Source organism: Streptomyces sp. BRA346 (assembly GCF_052851135.1).
This window is the reverse complement of sequence record NZ_JAIWIH010000025.1, coordinates 148,905-167,053: the sequence shown is the minus strand read 5'-3', so window position 1 is coordinate 167,053 and position 18,149 is coordinate 148,905. Positions and strand designations below refer to the sequence as shown.

Here is an 18,149-nt window from a genome sequence, read left to right as displayed (position 1 = left end):
GCAGACTGCTGGAGGGCGGGCGTGCCGTGCGGCAGCGCCCTCACCTACCGATTGTTCGGTCGTTGACGCATTTTGGCTACAGGCGACCCGAGCCTGTGGACAAACGGTTCTGCACAGCCTGTGATGAAGACAGGACGTCCATGAAGGGGAGGCGGGGCGGTATGCAGGACGAACAGATGGCCAATCCGGGCGGCAAACATCCCGCGCGTCCCCTGGACCCCATCGACCGTGACATCCTGCGACTGCTCCGGACGGACGGCCGGGCCTCCATACGGTCCGTGGCCGAGCAGGTCCACGTCTCGCGCGCCAACGCCTACGCCCGGATCAACCGGCTCCTGGACGACGGGGTGATCCGGGGCTTCAGCGCCCGGGTGGACCAGGAGCGGGCCGGGCAGGGGGCGTCCGCGTACATCACGCTGAAGATCGTCCAGAACTCCTGGCGCACCGTGCGCGAACAGCTCGGGATGCTGCCGGGAGCCGCCCATATCGCCCTGGTCAGCGGGGATTTCGATGTGCTGCTGCTGGTGCACACCGAGGACAACCGCTCGCTGCGCGAACTGGTCCTCACTCGGATCCAGGCCATCCCCGAGGTGCTGAGCACCCGCACCCTGCTGGTCTTCGAGGAAACGGACCTGGACCCGGAGGTCTAGGGGGTGTCTTGTCGATCAGGCCGGATCAGCGAGCGGTACATCGCAACCCGCGTGAGGAGAGCGCAGCGGCGCTGCGTGCGACGAGCGCGGGGCCGCGAGGTGCCGTGCCAGGCGTCGGGAGCCCGGCATGATCGGCGAGACACCCCCTAGGGCTGTCTAGCTGTCCGGGACGCGCAGTCCCGCGAAGGCGGTGCGGACCACGGCCTCGGCCACCTCGTCGGCTCCCGCGGCCCCGCCCCGGCCGGGCCGGTACCACTCCACGATGGAGTTGATCATGCCGAAGAGCAGCCGGGTCGCCAGCCGCGCGTCCACGTCGGCGCGCAGGTCGCCGTCGGCGGCCGCCCGCTTGAGCAGATCGGCGACCTGGTGGTCGAACTCCCGCCGGCGCTCCATGGCCCATCGCTCGGTGTCCGTGTTGCCGCGGACCCGCAGGAGCAGCGTGACGTAGGGCAGCTCCTCCATCAGCACCTCGGCGGTGCGCCGGGTCACGTGCTCCAGCCGCTCGATCGCCCGGCCCTCGCGCGCGCCCGGCTCCTGGAGGATGCCGAACAGCCCGTCCAGCGCACGGCTTATGGCCCGCCGGAGCAGCTCTTCCTTGCCCTTGACGTGGTGGTAGATCGACGACTTGGAGATCCCCGCGGCACGGGAGAGGTGCTCCATGGAGGTGCCGTCGTATCCGCGCTCGTTGAACACCTCCACGGCGACCGCGAGCAGCGATTCGGGCGTATAGGTGTCGCGCTTGACCATGGTCATGATTAGAGCAGCTTTCCCTCGGTGGCGGCACGCCGGATCAGGGCCTGGGAGGGGGCGTAGCGGCCGGTGGGGCAGGCGTCGTGGAGGTTCTTCAGGACATCGCGCACCCAGCCCGCGCCGAGCTGGTCCCCCCAGTGCAGCGGGCCGCGCGGATAGTTGACGCCGGCGCGCATGGCGGTGTCGATGTCCCCGGCGCTCGCCACCCCGCGGGCGACGGCGTCCGCGGCGAAGTCCACGAGCATCGCGACGGTGCGGGCCACGATCATGCCGGGAAGGTCTCCCACCACGCTCACCTGCTTTCCGAGCGCCTGGAAGAGGCCGGTCGCGGCGGCCGTGGCCGAGGGGTCTGCGGTCGCGGAGGGGGCGAGGGCGATGCGGGTGGCGGTGCGGTAGTCCAGCGCCAGGTCGAACCGGATGCCGGGGGCGAAGGGGTCCGTGGTGGCGGCGGAGCCGTCGGTCAGGGACAGCCGGGTGCCGTCGGGCAGGGCGAGGAAGCCGCCGTGCCCGGCCTCCGCCACGGGCTCGCGCACCAGCGTGATGCCCGCCTCCTCGATGAGGGGGACGAGCCCGGCGGCGGGCCCCAGATCCCCATGGAGGGCGATCTTCGCGGGGGCGTCGCAGGGGTCGGCGCTGTGCGGGCGGGGGCGCGGTGCGCCGTCGGCGTGGTCGTACCAGCCGCGGCCCGTCTTGCGCCCGTGCAGTCCGGCGTCGACCAGGCGGCGCTGAGCGAGGGAGGGGGTGAATTTCGGATCGTGGAACAGCGATTCCCAGACGGATCGGGTGACGGCCTCGTTCACGTCCTGGCCGATGAGGTCGGTCAGCTCGAAGGGGCCCATCCGGAACCCGCCGGACTCGCGCAGCACGGCGTCGATCGTGGCCGGGTCCGCGCCGCCCTCCTCGTACACCCGGAACGCCTCCGCGTAGAAGGGACGGGCGATCCGGTTGACGATGAACCCGGGGGTGTCGGCGCAGCACACCGGGGTCTTGCCCCATGCGGCGACGGTCTCGTACGCGCGGTCGGCGGCGACCCGGTCGGTGGCGAAGCCGCGGACGACCTCGACCAGCGGCAGTACCGGGGCCGGGTTGAAGAAGTGGAGGCCGACGAGGCGGCCGGGACGGCGCAGGGCGCCCGCGACGGCCGTGACGGAGAGGGAGGAGGTGTTGGTGGCGAGCAGACAGCGGTCCGAGACGACGGTTTCGAGGGCGGTGAACAGCTGCTGCTTGGCGCCCAGCTCCTCCAGGATGGCCTCGATGGCCAGCTCGGTGTCGGCCAGGTCCGCGAGGCGGTCGACGGCGGCGAGCCTGCCGAGGGCGGCGTCGCGGTCGGCGGCGGCGAGGGAGCCCTTGGCGACCAGCCGGTCGAGGCGGGCCGCGATGGCGTCCGCGGCCTGGGCGGCGCGGCCGGACGCGGCGTCATAGAGCCGCACCGGATGCCCGGCGACCAGCGCCACCTGGGCGATTCCCTGGCCCATGGTGCCGGTGCCGACGACGGCTACGGTGCCGGTGCGCGGGATCCCACGGTCGCTCGTGCCGCTCGCAGTCATGCCGCTGGTCCTTTTCGACGAAGTTATCCACAGGTCCGCCGGGCCCTCTTGTCCCGACCGATCGTTCGGTTAATCTAACTCTGTCGCCACTTCCAGCCCAGCTCAATCCCAGCTCGACGAGGAGTTGGTCAGCCGTGACCGCCGGACTCACCACAGACCAGTTGACGAAGACGCACCGTCCCACCCTCGACCAGGCCCTGGAGGCGATCCGTACCCGCGCCTATTGGTCCCCGCACCCCGAGCATCCGAAGGCGTACGGCGGGGAGGGCCAGGGCGGGCGGCCCAGCCTGAGCGTCGCCGAGGGCCAGGCCGCCTTCGAGGCGCTGCGCGGCACGCGCCTGGAGCTGGACCAGCCGGGCACCGACGGCTGGACGGGCTCCGAGGTCTCGCCGTACGGGGCCGAGATGGGCATGGAGTATCCGCACCCGGATATCGACGTGCTGCTGCCCGCGATGCGGGCGGGGATGCCCGCCTGGCGGGATGCCGGGCCCGAGGCGCGGGCCGTGGTCTGCCTGGAGATCCTGGCCCGGATCAGCGCCCGCTCGCACGAGTTCGCGCAGGCGGTGATGCACACCAGCGGACAGGCGTACATGATGGCGTTCCAGGCGGGCGGCCCGCACGCCCAGGACCGCGGTCTGGAGGCCGTGGCGTACGCGTTCGCGGAGCAGACGCGCACGCCGGGAGCCGCCGACTGGTCCAAGCCGCAGGGCAAGCGCGACCCGCTGGAGCTGCGCAAGACCTTCACCGCCGTCCCGCGGGGCATCGCGCTGCTGATCGGCTGCAACACCTTCCCCACGTGGAACGGCTACCCGGGCCTGTTCGCCTCGCTCGCCACCGGCAACCCGGTGCTGGTCAAGCCGCATCCACAGGCGGTGCTGCCGCTCGCGCTGACCGTGCAGACGGCGCGCGAGGTGCTGCGGGAGGCGGGCTTCGACCCCAATCTCGTGGCGCTGGCGGCCGAGCGGCCCGACGAGGGCATCGCCAAGGTCCTCGCCGTGCGCCCCGAGATCCGCATCATCGACTACACGGGCTCGACCGCCTTCGGTGACTGGCTGGAGACCCACGCCCGCCAGGCCCAGGTCTTCACCGAGAAGGCCGGGGTCAACACGGTCGTCGTCGACTCCACCGACGACTACAAGGGCATGCTCGCCAATCTGGCGTTCTCCCTGTCCCTCTACAGCGGCCAGATGTGCACCACCCCGCAGAACCTGCTGATCCCCCGCGAGGGCATCACCACCGACGCCGGTCCCAAGTCGTACGACGAGGTGGTGGCCGACCTGGCGGCGGCGGTCGACGGGCTGCTGGGCGACGACGCGCGGGCGAGCGCGCTGCTCGGCGCGATCGTGGGCCCGCGGGTGCGGGAGCGGCTGGAGGCCGCGCCCGGGCTCGGCGGCGTCGCGCTCGCCTCCCGTGCGGTGACCCACCCCGACTTCCCCGACGCCACGGTGCGTACGCCGCTGGTCGTGAAGGCCGACGGGGCGCGGAAGTTCTGGGAGGGGGCGGACGGGGACGCGCCCTATCTCTCCGAATGCTTCGGCCCGGTGTCCTTCGCCGTCGCCGTCGACTCGGCGGCGGACGCGGTCGCCCTGCTCCGTCGCACCACCCGGGACAAGGGCGCGATGACGGTCGGTGCGTACACCACGTCGCCCGAGGTGGAGCGGCTGATCGAGGAGGCGTGCCTGGAGGAGTGCGCCCAGCTGTCGCTGAACCTGACCAGCGGGGTGTATGTGAACCAGACCGCGGCCTTCTCCGACTTCCACGGCACGGGCGGCAACCCGTCGGCCAACGCCGCGCTGTGCGACGGGGCGTTCGTGGCGAGCCGCTTCCGCGTGGTGGAGGTGCGGCGCCCGGCCTAGCTAGTGCCGCGTCAGTCAAGGTTTGCCCGGTAGCGAGGCGTCCTGGTGGCCGCGTAGTGGGCCTACTCGGTCGATTCGGCAACGCCGCAGATGGCCGTGCCAGGGCGGCGAGCGGGGTGAACCTTGGCTGACGCGGCACTAGCTAGCCCTTGCCGTCCTGCGGGTGCGCGGGAGGTCCTCCCCAGTGGAACAGGGCCATGGCCACGCTGGTGGCCAGGTTGTAGCTGGACACCTGGGGCCGCATGGGGAGGGCCACCAGCCGGGTCGCCCGCTTGCGCAGCTCCGGCGAGAGCCCGTGCCGCTCGGAGCCGAACGCCAGAAGGGCGTCATCGGGAATGGCCAGGGACCGGATGTCCTCCCCCTCCGCGTCCAGGGCGTACAGCGGCCCCGGTGGAAGGGCGTCGGACGGCAGCCGTTCGACCGCGGTGGCGAAGTGGAGGCCCGCACCCGAGCGCACGGCGTTCGGGTGCCAGGGGTCGATGTTCCCGGTGGTGACCACCCCCGCGGCACCGAACCCGGCGGCGAGGCGTACCACGGCGCCGACGTTCCCGAGGTTGCGGGGGTTGTCCAGGACGACGACCGGTGCGGGCCTCGGCTGCCGCGCCAGGGCGTCCAGATTCCCCTGCCGCCCGCGCCTGACCGCCAGCGCGGCGACGCGGGTGGGGTGCACCCGGGGGACGAGAGCGCGCAGGGTCCGGTCCGGCACCTCCACCAGGAGATCCGTGATCACCTCGGTGAGATCACCGGCCAGCCCCGCCGCCAGCTCCACCGCGGCAGCCTTGTCGCTGGTGACCGCGACCCGCACCTCGGCACCGAAGCGGAGCGCGTGCTTCAGCGCATGGAAGCCGTCGAGCAGCACGGTCTCGGGCGCCGTCTCGCGCCACTGCCGCTCGGCGAGCGCGGCCTGGTCCTCAGTCATCCCCTCAGCGTACGGGGGCCGGGGCCGTGACCAGGCGGGTCCACCGGCGGTCCGGACCCGGGCCCGGGCCGTCGTCCGGGGTCGTCATCCGGGCCGTTGGCAGGGCCACTGCCCGGGGCCGTCCCGCCAGTCGCTGACGGGGTAGTCGAGGTAGCCGTCGGCCCCGCCGGTGTAGTACGTGGCGCGGTCACCGGCCGCCAGTTCGCGGCCCAGGGCGAACCGGGTGACCAGATCCGGATTGGCGATGAAGTGGGTGGCGAAGGAGACGGCGTCGGCCTTCCCCGAGGCGATGAGGGCATTCGCCGAGGCGCGGTCGTAGCCGTTGTTGGCGATCAACGGGCCGTCGAACCGCCGCCGGTACCGGGCGATCTCCCCGGCGTCCGGAGCCTCGTCCGGTGCGGCGAGGTCCCGTCCGCGCAGATGCAGATAGGCCACGGGGTGGTCGTTCAGCGCCGACACCAGCGCGTCGTAGTCGGCGAGTGTCTCCTCGTCCGCCCGGAACAGCTCTCCGTCCGTCCAGTACGGCCCGAGCCGGACCCCGACGCCCCGCCCTCCCCAGGGCACGGCGGCCGCGTCGACGATCTCCAGCAGCAGCCGCCTCCGGGCCGCGCGGTCGCCGCCGTAGGCATCCGTGCGGTGGTTCAGCCGCGGATTGAGGAACTGCGCGATCAGGAACGAGCCGAGGGCCCCGATCTCGACCCCGTCGAACCCGGCCCGCCGGGCATTCTCCGAGGCGGCGCCGAAGTCGGCGACCGCGGCGGCGATATCGGCCGGGGTCATGGCCCGGGGCGTGACGGTCTCCTTGAATCCGCCGGAGGTGAAGGACCGCATCCGGGGATTGATCGCCGAGGGCCCCGCGGGCCGTCGTCCGCCCAGGTGGTCGGGGTGCGAGGCGGCACCGGTGTGCCACAGCTGGAGTACGATGCGGCCGCCCAGCGCGTGCACGACGCCGGTGACCCTCCGCCAGGCGTCCACCTGCTCCTCGGTGTAGATGCCGGGCACATTGACGAAGCCGATCGCCTGCTCACCGACCCAGGTCCCCTCGGCGATGATCAGCCCGGCGCTGGCCCGCTGGCCGTAGTACGCGGCGTGCATCGCGGTCGGCACCAGCCCGTCACCGGCGGCGCGGGCACGGGTGACCGGCGCCATCACCACCCGGTTGGGCAGCCGGAACGCGCCGAGGTCCGCCGGGCTCAGCAGCGGCTGTCCCAGGGCTGTCGCGACAGCGGTGTCGGCGGCGTGGGCAGTGTCGGTGGTCTCGGCGGTGTACATGGCCTGTCTCCTCTTCCTTGGCTTTCCTTGGCTTTCCTGGGCTTCCTGGCTTCCTGCCGTGCGGCGCGGGCACGGGGCGGACGGTCGGCGGCTTACGGTCACGTCAGGCCCGTTTCGCGCGTCATCCCGGTGACGGTGCACGGAGGCGAAAGGTGACCCATGGACGAGCAGGACCGGCTGGCGGAACGGTTCGAGGCCCATCGCAGCCATCTGCGGGCGGTCGCCTACCGGCTGCTCGGCTCGCTCAGCGAGGCGGACGACGCCGTCCAGGAGACGTGGCTACGGCTCAGCCGCAGCGACGCCGACCGGATCGAGAACCTGCCCGCCTGGCTGTACACGGTCGTCTCCCGGCTGTGCCTGGACATGCTCCGCTCGCGCTCCGCCCGCCGCGAGGAGCCGATCGAGCGGCAGCCCGCCCACCGGGTCCGGGACGACGGCGGTGCGGGCGGCGGGAGCGACCCCGAGGGTGAGGCGGTGCTGATCGACTCGGTCGGCCGCGCGCTGCTCGTGGTGCTGGACACGCTCGCCCCCGCCGAGCGGATCGCCTTCGTCCTGCACGACGCCTTCGCCGTGCCGTTCGACCAGATCGCCCCCGTCGTGGAGCGCTCCCCGGCGACGGCGAAGAAGCTCGCCAGCCGCGCACGGCACAAGGTGCGCGGCTCGCCCGCGGTTTCCGCCGACGGGCTGGCCGCCCAGCGCCGGGTCGTGGACGCCTTCCTCGCCGCCGCGCGCGACGGCGACCTGGAGGCGCTGCTGGCGGTGCTCGCCCCGGACGTCGTACGCCGCGCCGACCGGGCGGCCCTCCCGCCGGGCGTCCCGACGACGTCCCGTGGTGCGCGCGCGGTCGCCGAGGAGACCACCGTGCTCGGGCGCCGGGCGCGGTTCGCCGCACCGGCGCTGGTGAACGGTTCGGTGGGCGTGGTCGTGGCGCCGCGCGGGCGGCTGCTGCTCGCCCTCACCTTCACGGTCGAGGACGGGCGGATCGCGGCGTACGAGGTGATCGCCGACCCGGCCCGGCTCCGCGGGCTGGAGCTGGCCGTCCTCGACAGCTGACGCAGACGGCTGACGCAGACGGCTGACGCAGACGGCTGACGCACCGGGCGCGGGCCGGGGGCGTTCAGCCGGTGAGCGTGGGGGCGGGCTTCTCGTCGTCCGGCTGCTCGTCGTGCTCTCCCGCCCGCTGCCGTGGCAGGCGGACGGCGCGCGCGGCCAGCCGGTCGCGGGCCCGGGTCGCCTTCCGGCCGGTCCAGAGCAGGAAGGCGGTCGGCAGGAAGACCGCGTCCGCGGCGATGGCGGCCAGCGAGAAGAAGGGCAGGCCGAGCGCGACGGCGATGCCGATGTGCTCCAGCATCAGCAGCACCAGCATGGCGTTCTTGGCCCGGCGGTTCAGCAGGGTGAACGGGAAGGCGACCTGGACGATGACCGTGCCGTAGGTCAGCAGCATCACCAGGGTGCCGCTGCTCGCGAGCGCGTCGGCCAGGGACGGCCAGGGCGAGAAGTAGTCCAGGTGCAGCGGGTAGTAGAGGGCGGTGCCGTCCTGCCAGCGCGATCCCTGGACCTTGTACCAGCCGGCGGAGGCGTAGAGCAGGCACACCTCGCCCATGATCACCACGAGGGCGCCGTTGTGCGCGAGGTTGGCGAGCATGTCCAGGACGGTGCGCGGCTCCCCCGGTGCGTAACGGCGCGCGAGCCACCAGCCGCCCTGGACCAGCCACAGCCCCCACAGGACCGTGGCCCAGCCCAACCCGGGGAGCGGGCCGTCGGCGATCGGGGACAGCCCGGCGTCGGTGAACAGCTGGACCCAGGCCAGGGCGAGCCCCAGGACGGTCCACAGCACGATTCCGGTCGTATCGCGCGGCGGTTCCTGCCCGTCCGGGCGGCGGGCGCCGCGGCGGGCGTCGAGCGACCAGACCTGGCCGCACCGGGTGAGCACCAGGTAGAGCGACATCAGGTGGATGAGGTTGTCGCCGCCGTCGCCGAGGAAGATGGAGCGGTTCTGGAGCGACAGCACGCCGAGCATGAACAGCACGGACATGGTGCGGGTGCGCCAGCCGAGCAGCAGCAGCAGGGCCGAGACGAGGGCGAGGGCGTAGACGGTCTCGAACCACAGGCCGCTGTCGGACCACATGAGCGTGGTGAAGGCCCGGTTGCCGTCGATCAGCTGACGGGCCATGTCCCAGCTCCAGGGACCGTCGGGGCCGTACAGCTCCCGGCGGTGGGGCCATTCGCGGAGCAGGAAGAGCAGCCAGGTGAAGGAGAAGCCGATGCGCACCACGGCCGTCTGGTAGGGACCGAGCGCGGATCCGGTGACGCGGGCGTGGCCGCGCGCCATGGCGGCCTGGACCCGCACCAGGGCGGTCTGGACAGCGGATAGCGTCACCGGCGAGCCCCCTCGGGAAGGTCGGCCGCGGTCGCCGTCCACCAGGGCAGGGTCCGGTAGAACGTCCTGGTGTCGGTCTTCTCGTCGCTCCACGGCGGCGCGGCGAGCTGCGTGGTCGCGGACCGCACCTGGACGCGCTGCACCGTGCCGCCGTCCGTCTCCGGGCCGAGGCGGAGCATGACGATCCGGCGTATGTACCGCTCGGAGAGGCTGCCGCGGGTGCCGTTCGGCCGTTCCTGCGCGTCGTGCGAGCCGAGGTAGAACTCCCAGGCGCGGCGGAGTTCGTTCTGCTGGGTGTGGCTGGGCAGCGGGTTGTGGTGGATGGCGGCGCCGTCCTGGGCGGAGAGGTTGGTCCAGTCGGTGGTCGTGAGGCCGCCCTCGGGGGTGCGTATCTCGGCCCGGGCCTGGATGGCGATGTCCTGCTGGAGGGGATTGGGCGCGAAGAGCTTCCAGTTCCGCTCGAATTCGGGGTAGGTGTAGTCGTCCATCGCCGCGCCGTGCCGCTTGCTGATCGTGTTGGGCGGCGCGACGCTCAGGAACGCCATCCCCAGGTGAAGGGCCGCGGCGACCGCGACGGCGGCGACCGCCACCGCGACGATCAGCTGGGACGGCAGGGAGAGCGCGGCGAGCCGTTCCGCCGCCTCGTCGTCCGGCTCACCCGGCTCACCCGGATCCGTAACCGCCATGCCCCGCCCCACTCCCGATGGTCCAGGTCTGCGCACCCGGGCCCGGACGGCTGCGCGCCCACGGCCCCCCGGTGGGCGTCCTCTCCGCCCGCACGCTACCGATGCGGCCCCTCCGGCACAGCACCCTCAGCGTTATCCACAGGCTTGACACCCTACGTTCCTCCGGCACACCATTGAACCGAACGATCGGTCGGTTGGTTGCCGGGCTGGTCGTCGGGACGGATGGCGGGGACGGACGGCGAAGGGGCTTCGCATGACGACGACGGCGGCGGATGCCGGGGCGGGGGCGTACGAGGCGGTGTTCGACGCCGCCCTGGCCGCGGACGAGCGCATCGAGCCGCGGGACTGGATGCCCGACGACTACCGGGCCTCCCTGGTCCGGCAGATCGCCCAGCACGCCCACTCCGAGATCATCGGCATGCAGCCCGAGGCCAACTGGATCAGCCGCGCCCCCTCGCTGCGGCGCAAGGCGATCCTGATGGCGAAGGTCCAGGACGAGGCGGGCCACGGCCTGTATCTGTACAGCGCGGCGGAAACCCTGGGCACCAGCCGGGACGAGCTGCTCGACAAGCTCCACTCGGGCCGCCAGAAATACTCGTCGATCTTCAACTACCCGACGCTGACCTGGGCCGACGTGGGCGCCATCGGCTGGCTGGTGGACGGCGCGGCGATCACCAACCAGGTCCCGCTGTGCCGCTGCTCCTACGGGCCGTATGCCCGGGCGATGGTCCGCATCTGCAAGGAGGAGTCCTTCCACCAGCGCCAGGGGTACGAGCTGCTGCTGGCCCTCAGCCGGGGCACCGAGGCCCAGCACGCCATGGCCCAGGACGCGGTGGACCGCTGGTGGTGGCCGTCACTGATGATGTTCGGCCCGCCCGACGACGCGTCGGCGCACTCCGCCCAGTCGATGGCCTGGAAGATCAAGCGCCACTCCAACGACGAGCTGCGCCAGCGCTTCGTCGACATCTGCGTCCCCCAGGCCGCGTCCCTCGGCCTGACCCTCCCCGACCCCGATCTGCGGTGGAACGAGGAGCGGGGACACCACGACTTCGGCCCGATCGACTGGGACGAGTTCGGCGAGGTGCTGCGGGGAAACGGGCCGTGCAACGCCCAGCGGATCTCCCAGCGCCGCCGGGCCCATGAGGAAGGCGCCTGGGTGCGCGAGGCGGCCGCGGCGTACGCGGCCAAGCACGGGGAGGCACGGGCATGAGCGGCGACGGAAACGGCGCATGGCCGCTGTGGGAGGTGTTCGTCCGCGGCAGGCGCGGCCTCGCGCACACCCACGCGGGCTCCCTGCACGCCCCGGACGCGGAGATGGCCCTGCGGAACGCGCGCGATCTGTACACCCGCCGCTCGGAGGGCGTCTCGATCTGGGTGGTGCCCTCCGCCTCGATCACCGCCTCCTCGCCGGACGAGAAGGACCCGTTCTTCGAGCCCGCCGCCGACAAGCCCTACCGGCACCCCACGTTCTACGAGATCCCGGAGGGGGTGCGGCACCTGTGACCGCGGCCCTCGCCCTGGGCGACGACGCGCTGGTGCTCTCCCACCGGCTGGGAGAGTGGGCGGGCCACGCCCCCGTGCTGGAGGAGGAGGTCGCGCTCGCCAATATCGCGCTCGACCTGCTCGGCCAGGCCCGGGTGCTGCTCTCCCTCGTCGGCGACGAGGACGAGCTGGCGTACCTGCGCGATGAGCGGGCATTCCGCAACGTCCAGCTGGTCGAGCAGCCCAACGGGGACTTCGCCCACACCATCGCCCGCCAGCTCTACTTCTCCACCTACCAGGAGCTGTTGTACGAGGAGCTGGCGCGCGGCGACGGCCCCTTCGCACCGCTGGCCGCCAAGGCGGTCAAGGAGGTCGCGTACCACCGCGACCACGCCGAGCAATGGACGCTGCGGCTCGGCGACGGCACGGAGGAGAGCCACCAGCGGATGCGCCGCGGACTGGACGCGCTGTGGCGGTTCACCGGCGAGCTGTTCGAGCCGGTCGAGGGGTGCGAGGTGGAGTGGTCCGCGCTGGGCGCCGCATGGCTGGAGCGCATCACGGCCGTCCTCACCCGCGCCACGCTGAGCCTGCCCGAGGGGCCGCGGCGCGGCGCCTGGGCGGCCGGGGCCGGGCGCCAGGGCATCCACACCGAGCCGTTCGGCCCGATGCTCGCGCAGATGCAGCATCTGCACCGCAGCCACCCGGGGGCGGCATGGTGACGCCCGCGCCTCACGCCCCCACCGCGCTCGAAGAGGAGCTGCGGCGGCTGGCCGGATCCGTGCCGGACCCGGAGCTGCCGATGGTGTCCCTGGCCGAGCTGGGCGTGCTGCGGGGGCTGCGGGTCCTCGCACCGGGCCGGGTCGAGGTCGAGCTGACCCCCACCTACACCGGCTGCCCCGCGGTGGAGACGATGGCCGCCGACATCGAGCGGGTGCTGCACGACCGGGGCATGGCCGAGGTCGAGGTCCGCACCGTGCTCGCGCCGCCCTGGACGACGGACGCGATCAGCGCCGAGGGCCGCCGCAAGCTCGCGGAGTCCGGCATAGCGCCGCCAGCGCCTCGGAGGGCCGCGGCGGGCGGTCCGGTCCCCGTCGAGCTGACGGTGCGCTGTCCGCGCTGCGGCTCGATCGAGACCACGCTGCTGAGCCGCTTCTCTTCCACCGCCTGCAAGGCGCTGCGCCGCTGCGAGACCTGCCGCGAACCGTTCGACCACTTCAAGGAGTTGTGATGGCCGCGGAAGCGGTGCCCGTCGCCGCGCCCCACCACGGCGCGTTCCATCCGCTGCGGGTGGCGGCCGTCGACCCGCTCGCCGACGACGCGGTGGCCGTCACCCTCCGGGTGCCGCCCGCGCTGCGCGAGACGTTCCGCTTCGCCCCCGGGCAGCACATCGCGGTGCGGCGGTTCACCGACGGCGCGGAGATCCGGCGTACGTACTCGATCTGCACCCCGGCCCCGGGCCCGGAGGGACCCGAGCTGCTGCGGGTCGGGGTGCGGCTGGTGGAGGGCGGCGCGTTCTCCACGTACGCCCTCAAGGAACTGGCGGTCGGGGAGGTCGTGGAGGTGATGGCCCCGGCGGGCCGGTTCGTGCTCGACCCCCGGCCCGGCCACTTCGCCGCGGTCGTCGGCGGCAGCGGCATCACACCCGTGCTGTCCATCGCCGCCACCCTGCTGGAGCGGCAGCCCGAGGCCCGGTTCTGTCTGATCCGCAGCGACCGCACCGCCGCCTCCACGATGTTCCTGGAGGAGATCGCCGACCTCAAGGACCACTGGCCCGACCGGTTCCAGCTGGTGTGCGCGCTCTCCCGGGAGGAGCAGCAGACCGGGCTGGTGTCCGGGCGGCTGGACGAGGAGCGGCTGACCGGGCTGCTGCCCTCGCTGCTGCCGGTGCGCTCGGTGGACGGCTGGTTCCTGTGCGGTCCGTACGGGCTGGTGCGGGCCGCCGAGCGGGCGCTGCGCGGGCTCGGGGTGCCCCGCGGCCGGGTCCATCAGGAAATCTTCCACGTGGCGGCGGAGCCCGGCGAGGGCGTCTCCCCCGCGCCCCGCCCGGCCGCCGCGCCCTCGCACAGCACGGTGACGGCGACCCTGGACGGCCGGTCGGGCAGCTGGCCCGTGCGGGACGGGGAACCGCTGCTGGAGACCGTGCTGCGCCATCGCGCCGACGCGCCGTACGCCTGCAAGGGCGGGGTGTGCGGGACCTGCCGGGCGTTCCTGGTCTCCGGGGAGGTGCGGATGGACCGGAACTTCGCGCTGGAGCCGGACGAGGTGGAGGCGGGCTATGTGCTGTCCTGCCAGTCCCATCCGGTCGGCGAGCGGGTGGAGTTGGACTTCGACCGCTGATCCCCGCCGTCCGCCCCGGCGAGGTGGCGCGGCGCGGGCGGGGTGGCGCGGCGCGGGCGGGGTGGCGCGGCAGGGGCCGGGTGGCGCGGCGGGGGCCGGGTGGCGCGGCGGGGGCGTTCGGGGCGTTCCCTTCTTGTAGAACCTGTTCTATCTTGACGGGCCGTCAGGCAAGGCTCGACGGCGCGGGAGGACGGACAGTGGACTTCACCTTCACCGAGGAGCAACAGGCGGCCGTCGAGGCGGCGAAGGCCGTCTTCTCCTCCACCACACCGGACGGCGTGCCCAGCCCCGCCCTCACCTCCGGCGCCGTCGCCGACGACATCGACCGGGCACTGTGGCGCAGACTCGCCGACGCCGATCTGCTCGGGCTGACCCTCGACCCGCGCCACGGCGGCTCCGGGCTCGACCCCCTCGCGCTGTGCCTGGTGCTGCGCGAGTCCGCGAAAGTACTGGCCCGGGTGCCCCTGCTGGAGACCGCCGCGGCCGCCCTCGCCGTGCAGCGGTACGGCGCGCCCGAGCTGTGCGCGGCCGTGCTGCCCCGGGCCGCCCGCGGCGACCTCGTGCTCACCGTGGCCACCGCCGGACGCACCGGCCACGGCCGGGCCGAACTCGCCGTCCAGGCCCGCCGGGACGGCGGCGGCTGGGTGCTGGACGGTGTGCAGACCGCCGTCCCCTGGGCCGCCGACGCCGATCACCTGCTGATCCCGGCCCACCCCGGCGCGGGCCCGGCGCTCCTCGCCCTGGTCCCCCGCGACCGGGCGGGCATCGGCCTGGACGAGCAGGTGTCCACCAGCGGCGAGCGGCTGGCCGAGGTCCGCCTCGACGGCGTGCGGGCGGCCGCCCATGAGGTGCTGGACGCGGACGGCGCCTGGGACTGGCTGCGCGCGCTGCTCACCACCGGCACCTGTGCGCTGGCCCTGGGCGTCGGCACGGCGGTGCTCGACCTGACCAGCTCGTACACGTCCACGCGGGAGCAGTTCGGCCATCCGCTCGCCACGTTCCAGGCCGTCGCCGTCCAGACCGCCGACCGGTACATCGATCTGCGGGCCATGGAAGCCACGCTCTGGCAGGCCGCCTGGCGGCTCTCCCGGGACGGGAAGGACCCGGAGGCGACGGCGAACGGGGCGCTGCCGGTCGCCGGGGACGTGGCGGTCGCCAAGATGTGGGCCGCCGACGGCGTACGCCGGGTCGTCCAGACCGCCCAGCATCTGCACGGCGGCTTCGGCGCGGTCACCGACTATCCGCTGCACCGCTATCACGCCTGGGCCAAGCACCTGGAGCTGTCCCTGGGCCCGGCCGCCGCCCACGAGGAGGAACTCGGCGAACTCCTCGCCGCCCACACCCTCGCGTGAGGCTAGAGGACGAAGGCGCCGTCGGCCGTGCCCTCGCGGCCGACCATCGGGCGGCCCGCGGCCTCCCAGGCGAGCATCCCGCCGTCCACGTTCACCGCGTCCAGCCCCTGGGCGACCAGATACTGCGTCACCTGCGCGGACCGCCCGCCGACCCGGCACATCACATGCACCCGGTGCCCCTCGCCGACCGACTCGGTCAGCTCACCGAACCGGGCGACGACCTGACCCATCGGAATGTGGAGGGCGCCCTCGACGTGCCCGGCCGCCCACTCGTCGTCCTCCCGGACGTCCAGCAGAAAGCCATCGGCCGGGACCGCCGCGGCCTCCACCTGGGGAAGCTGGGCAAAATGCATCACACACACCTCTCACATGACATCGACAACCCGGCAAAACCTACTACCGCACCAGCTCCGCGAGCCGGGCCTCCTTCTCGGAGACCTGGGCGAGCAACTGCTCGGCGATCTCGTCCAGCAGCCGGTCCGGATCCTCCGGCGCCATCTTGATCATTGCGCCGATCGCGCTCGACTCCAGCTCGGAGGCGACCTCGGCCAGCATCTCCTTGCGCTCGGCCAGCCACTCCAGCCGGGCGTACAGCTCCTCGCTGCGGCTCGCCCGCCGCTCGGGCGGCGGCGGACCGGCCTCCCACTCCTCGGCCAGCTTCCGCAGCGCCGCCTCGTCCCCGGCCGCGTATGCGGCGTTGACCCGCACGATGAACTCACCGCGCCGCTCCCGCTCGGCCTCCTCCTCGGCCAGGTCCGGATGGGCCTTGCGGGCCAGGTCGCGGTAGATCCGGCGGGCCTCCTCGCTCGGCCGCACCCGCGGCGGGGGCTGCACCGGCTGCTCGGTGAGCATCGCGGACGCCTCCGGCGACAGTCCGTCCGAGTCGATCCAGCCGTGGAACAGCTCCTCCACTCCGGGCATCGGCTGCACCAGTCCGCGGGCCTCCCGAGCCCTTCGCTGGTCCTCCGGATCGCCGGTGCGCGCCGCGACCGCCTCGGCGATCAGCGCGTCCAGCTCGTCCAGGCGCGAGTACATCGGTCCGAGCCGCTGATGGTGCAGCCGGGAGAAGTTCTCCACCTCGACCCGGAAGGTCTCCACCGCGATCTCGAACTCGATCAGCGCCTGCTCGGCCGCCCGCACCGCCCGCTCAAGTCGTTCGGCGGCCCGCGCCTCCTCCTCGGCCCGCGCCTCTTCCTCGGATCGCGCCTCCTCGGACGGTGCCTGCTCGGACTGGGCCTCGGCCGGTGCCTGAGATTCCTCCTGGGGCTCCGCCTCGGACACCGCCCGCTGTGCCTGCTGCTGCGCTTCCCGGTTCGTCACCCGCTCAGCCTACGTGGGGCTGCCCCCGGTGCCTGAGCCTCACACCCCCGGCTCGGCCGCTATCCGCCCGGCACGCACCGCGGCCAGCAGTTCCGCATGATCGGCCTCCGTACGGTCCGCGTACGCCACCGCGAAGTCGGCGATCGCCTCGTCCAGCTCCTCCCCCTTGCCGCAGTACCCGGCGAGCAGCCGCGGATCCGCGCTGTGCGCATGCGCCCGCGCCAGCAGCGCGCCCGTCATCCGCCCGTAGTCGTCCATCTGGTCGGCGGCCAGCGCCGCCGGGTCGACGCTCCCCTTGCGGTTCCGGAACTGCCGTACCTGGTACGGCCGCCCGAGCACCGTCGTCCAACCCAGAAGAATGTCGCTCACGACCTGCATCCGCTTCTGGCCGAGCACCACCCGCCGCCCCTCGTGGACGACGTCGGGTATCTCGAAACCGGCCCGCCCCAGATGCGGCAGCAGCGCGGACGGCCGGGCCTCCTTCACCTGGAGCACCAGCGGCTCGCCCCGGTGGTCGAGCAGCAGCACCACATACGAACGCGTCCCCACGCTGCCCGTGCCCACGACCCGGAACGCCACGTCGTGCACCTCGTACCGGGCGAGGAGCGGCAGCCGGTCCTCGGGCAGCGTCCCCAGATAGTCGCCGAGCGCCGTCGCGACCGCCACCGCCTCGTCGTCCGGCACCCGCCGCAGCACCGGCGGGGCGTCCACGAAGCGCCGGGCCACGGGCCGGCCGGAGGAGCCCCCGTCGCCCGGGACCGCCTCCGTGGCCTTGGCTGCGAAGCGCGCGCTCGTGTTCCGCCGGGCCTTCTCGGCGACCCGCTCCAGCGTGCCCGCCAGATCCCGGGCACCGGTGTGCGAGACCAGCTCCTCGTCCGCGATCGCGTTCCACGCGTCGGCCGCCGGCAGCTTGGCCAGCAGCCGCACGGTGCGCCGGTAGGCGCCCGCCGCGTCACGGGCCGCCGACCGGCAGGAGTCCTCGTCGGCACCGGCCTCCCGCCCGGCCAGCACCAGCGAGGCCGCGAGCCGCTTCACATCCCACTCCCACGGACCGTGGACGGTCTCGTCGAAGTCGTTCAGGTCGATGATCAAACCGCCGCGCGCGTCCCCGTAGAGGCCGAAGTTGGCGGCGTGCGCGTCACCGCAGAGCTGTGCGCCGACGCCGGTGACCGGGGTGCCCGCCAGGTCGTGCGCCATCAGCCCGGCCGAGCCGCGGAGGAAGGAGAACGGGGTCGCGATCATCCGCCCCACCCGTATCGGCGTCAGCTCCGGCAGCCGCCCGGCGTTCGACCGCTCGACCGCCGCCACCGCGTCCGGCCGCCCGGGGGCGGGCGACGGCAGCGCGGCGTGCGCCGAGCGCGGCACCCGCGTCCGCAGCGCCTTCCCCTCCTGCTTGGGAGAGGGACCCTCGCCGCGCCAGGCGGCGAACCCCGGGACCTGGGGCAGCCGCCGGGCCGCCCCGCTCACACCCGCGCCGTCACCCATCACGCCCCCCGCTTCGTTCTCGCACGTCACCGGCACGTCCGACAGCGGCTCACGCCGTCGACCGACCAGCACCGTACCCCCGATCGCCCACGTCCCGTCAGGCCTGTGGACAA

Annotated in this window: 18 protein-coding genes; 9 read left to right on the top strand and 9 right to left on the bottom strand. The window is 73.3% G+C overall.

Features of this window, described 5'->3' with window-relative positions; translation table 11 throughout:
• Positions 1 to 161 precede the first annotated feature (161 nt).
• Positions 162 to 650 carry an Lrp/AsnC family transcriptional regulator gene (locus LCH29_RS27930; RefSeq protein WP_123101168.1) on the top strand — a complete coding sequence of 163 codons (489 nt, stop codon included), beginning with the start codon at positions 162 to 164 and terminating at the stop codon, positions 648 to 650.
• Between the two features lie 156 nt (positions 651 to 806).
• On the opposite strand, the gene LCH29_RS27925 is transcribed toward LCH29_RS27930, so the two are convergent.
• Complete coding sequence (locus LCH29_RS27925; RefSeq protein ID WP_446464461.1) at positions 807 to 1,403, bottom strand: TetR/AcrR family transcriptional regulator; 597 nt, start codon at positions 1,401 to 1,403, stop codon at positions 807 to 809.
• A gap of 2 nt (positions 1,404 to 1,405) precedes the next feature.
• Entirely contained in the window at positions 1,406 to 2,947 is a 1,542-nt protein-coding gene (locus tag LCH29_RS27920) for a 3-hydroxyacyl-CoA dehydrogenase (RefSeq protein WP_446464460.1), read from the bottom strand.
• Positions 2,948 to 3,081: 134 nt separating this feature from the next.
• Here LCH29_RS27920 and paaN point away from each other — a divergent pair, with 134 nt between their 5' ends.
• The gene (gene paaN / locus LCH29_RS27915) at positions 3,082 to 4,803 is read left to right on the top strand and encodes a phenylacetic acid degradation protein PaaN (RefSeq protein ID WP_446464459.1); all 1,722 of its coding nucleotides are present in this window, start codon (positions 3,082 to 3,084) and stop codon (positions 4,801 to 4,803) included.
• Between the two features lie 142 nt (positions 4,804 to 4,945).
• On the opposite strand, the gene LCH29_RS27910 is transcribed toward paaN, so the two are convergent.
• Positions 4,946 to 5,722: a TrmH family RNA methyltransferase gene (locus tag LCH29_RS27910; protein ID WP_446464458.1), complete on the bottom strand. Its 777-nt coding sequence runs from the start codon at positions 5,720 to 5,722 to the stop codon at positions 4,946 to 4,948.
• A gap of 84 nt (positions 5,723 to 5,806) precedes the next feature.
• A complete protein-coding gene (locus tag LCH29_RS27905; RefSeq protein ID WP_446464457.1) occupies positions 5,807 to 6,994 on the bottom strand; it encodes an alkene reductase in 1,188 nt (395 codons plus the stop codon).
• A gap of 159 nt (positions 6,995 to 7,153) precedes the next feature.
• Between LCH29_RS27905 and LCH29_RS27900 the strand changes: the two genes are divergently transcribed.
• Complete coding sequence (locus tag LCH29_RS27900) at positions 7,154 to 8,047, top strand: sigma-70 family RNA polymerase sigma factor (protein ID WP_446464456.1); 894 nt, start codon at positions 7,154 to 7,156, stop codon at positions 8,045 to 8,047.
• Between the two features lie 64 nt (positions 8,048 to 8,111).
• Here the strand turns inward: LCH29_RS27900 and LCH29_RS27895 are convergent, their stop codons facing one another.
• Positions 8,112 to 9,326 (bottom strand): HTTM domain-containing protein, encoded by a 1,215-nt coding sequence (locus tag LCH29_RS27895; RefSeq protein WP_446464540.1) that lies wholly within the window; start codon positions 9,324 to 9,326, stop codon positions 8,112 to 8,114.
• 44 nt (positions 9,327 to 9,370) lie between these two features.
• Positions 9,371 to 10,060 carry a DUF5819 family protein gene (locus LCH29_RS27890; RefSeq protein ID WP_446464455.1) on the bottom strand — a complete coding sequence of 230 codons (690 nt, stop codon included), beginning with the start codon at positions 10,058 to 10,060 and terminating at the stop codon, positions 9,371 to 9,373.
• Between the two features lie 253 nt (positions 10,061 to 10,313).
• Here LCH29_RS27890 and paaA point away from each other — a divergent pair, with 253 nt between their 5' ends.
• The 6 genes from paaA to LCH29_RS27860 all read left to right on the top strand — a co-directional run bounded on the left by paaA (position 10,314) and on the right by LCH29_RS27860 (position 15,231).
• Positions 10,314 to 11,270 (top strand): 1,2-phenylacetyl-CoA epoxidase subunit PaaA, encoded by a 957-nt coding sequence (gene paaA, locus LCH29_RS27885; RefSeq protein ID WP_446464454.1) that lies wholly within the window; start codon positions 10,314 to 10,316, stop codon positions 11,268 to 11,270.
• A complete protein-coding gene (gene paaB, locus LCH29_RS27880) occupies positions 11,267 to 11,563 on the top strand; it encodes a 1,2-phenylacetyl-CoA epoxidase subunit PaaB (protein WP_123101151.1) in 297 nt (98 codons plus the stop codon). The genes paaA and paaB overlap by 4 nt, the downstream gene beginning before the upstream one ends.
• Positions 11,560 to 12,261, top strand: a complete 702-nt coding sequence (gene paaC, locus LCH29_RS27875) for a 1,2-phenylacetyl-CoA epoxidase subunit PaaC (protein WP_446464453.1) — start codon at positions 11,560 to 11,562, stop codon at positions 12,259 to 12,261. Before paaB ends, paaC begins: the two co-directional genes overlap by 4 nt.
• Positions 12,255 to 12,770 (top strand): 1,2-phenylacetyl-CoA epoxidase subunit PaaD, encoded by a 516-nt coding sequence (paaD, locus tag LCH29_RS27870; RefSeq protein ID WP_446464452.1) that lies wholly within the window; start codon positions 12,255 to 12,257, stop codon positions 12,768 to 12,770. The genes paaC and paaD overlap by 7 nt, the downstream gene beginning before the upstream one ends.
• Positions 12,770 to 13,879, top strand: a complete 1,110-nt coding sequence (locus tag LCH29_RS27865) for a 2Fe-2S iron-sulfur cluster-binding protein (protein ID WP_446464451.1) — start codon at positions 12,770 to 12,772, stop codon at positions 13,877 to 13,879. The genes paaD and LCH29_RS27865 overlap by 1 nt, the downstream gene beginning before the upstream one ends.
• Before the next feature lie 197 nt (positions 13,880 to 14,076).
• On the top strand, positions 14,077 to 15,231 hold the full coding sequence (locus tag LCH29_RS27860) for an acyl-CoA dehydrogenase family protein (protein WP_446464450.1): 1,155 nt from the start codon (positions 14,077 to 14,079) through the stop codon (positions 15,229 to 15,231).
• A 2-nt stretch (positions 15,232 to 15,233) separates the two neighbouring features.
• On the opposite strand, the gene LCH29_RS27855 is transcribed toward LCH29_RS27860, so the two are convergent.
• The 3 genes from LCH29_RS27855 to LCH29_RS27845 are packed head-to-tail and all read right to left on the bottom strand — an operon-like array spanning position 15,234 to position 18,036.
• A complete protein-coding gene (locus LCH29_RS27855; RefSeq protein ID WP_446464449.1) occupies positions 15,234 to 15,584 on the bottom strand; it encodes a rhodanese-like domain-containing protein in 351 nt (116 codons plus the stop codon).
• A gap of 43 nt (positions 15,585 to 15,627) precedes the next feature.
• Positions 15,628 to 16,551 carry a hypothetical protein gene (locus LCH29_RS27850; protein ID WP_446464448.1) on the bottom strand — a complete coding sequence of 308 codons (924 nt, stop codon included), beginning with the start codon at positions 16,549 to 16,551 and terminating at the stop codon, positions 15,628 to 15,630.
• 39 nt (positions 16,552 to 16,590) lie between these two features.
• Positions 16,591 to 18,036, bottom strand: coding sequence for a DUF2252 domain-containing protein (locus tag LCH29_RS27845; protein ID WP_446464447.1), 1,446 nt, complete (start codon positions 18,034 to 18,036; stop codon positions 16,591 to 16,593).
• Positions 18,037 to 18,149: the final 113 nt, after the last annotated feature.

Excerpts from the sequence above, each read along its gene's own strand:
- paaA (WP_446464454.1), top strand. The coding sequence starts at position 10,314 with ATGACGACGACGGCGGCGGATGCCGGGGCGGGGGCGTACGAGGCGGTG.
- LCH29_RS27845 (WP_446464447.1), bottom strand. The coding sequence starts at position 18,036 with ATGGGTGACGGCGCGGGTGTGAGCGGGGCGGCCCGGCGGCTGCCCCAG.
- LCH29_RS27855 (WP_446464449.1), bottom strand. The coding sequence starts at position 15,584 with ATGCATTTTGCCCAGCTTCCCCAGGTGGAGGCCGCGGCGGTCCCGGCC.
- LCH29_RS27890 (WP_446464455.1), bottom strand. The coding sequence starts at position 10,060 with ATGGCGGTTACGGATCCGGGTGAGCCGGGTGAGCCGGACGACGAGGCG.
- LCH29_RS27920 (WP_446464460.1), bottom strand. The coding sequence starts at position 2,947 with ATGACTGCGAGCGGCACGAGCGACCGTGGGATCCCGCGCACCGGCACC.
- LCH29_RS27895 (WP_446464540.1), bottom strand. The coding sequence starts at position 9,326 with ATGGCGCGCGGCCACGCCCGCGTCACCGGATCCGCGCTCGGTCCCTAC.
- LCH29_RS27925 (WP_446464461.1), bottom strand. The coding sequence starts at position 1,403 with ATGACCATGGTCAAGCGCGACACCTATACGCCCGAATCGCTGCTCGCG.
- LCH29_RS27900 (WP_446464456.1), top strand. The coding sequence starts at position 7,154 with ATGGACGAGCAGGACCGGCTGGCGGAACGGTTCGAGGCCCATCGCAGC.
- LCH29_RS27905 (WP_446464457.1), bottom strand. The coding sequence starts at position 6,994 with ATGTACACCGCCGAGACCACCGACACTGCCCACGCCGCCGACACCGCT.
- paaD (WP_446464452.1), top strand. The coding sequence starts at position 12,255 with ATGGTGACGCCCGCGCCTCACGCCCCCACCGCGCTCGAAGAGGAGCTG.
- LCH29_RS27865 (WP_446464451.1), top strand. The coding sequence starts at position 12,770 with ATGGCCGCGGAAGCGGTGCCCGTCGCCGCGCCCCACCACGGCGCGTTC.
- LCH29_RS27930 (WP_123101168.1), top strand. The coding sequence starts at position 162 with ATGCAGGACGAACAGATGGCCAATCCGGGCGGCAAACATCCCGCGCGT.
- LCH29_RS27910 (WP_446464458.1), bottom strand. The coding sequence starts at position 5,722 with ATGACTGAGGACCAGGCCGCGCTCGCCGAGCGGCAGTGGCGCGAGACG.
- paaB (WP_123101151.1), top strand. The coding sequence starts at position 11,267 with ATGAGCGGCGACGGAAACGGCGCATGGCCGCTGTGGGAGGTGTTCGTC.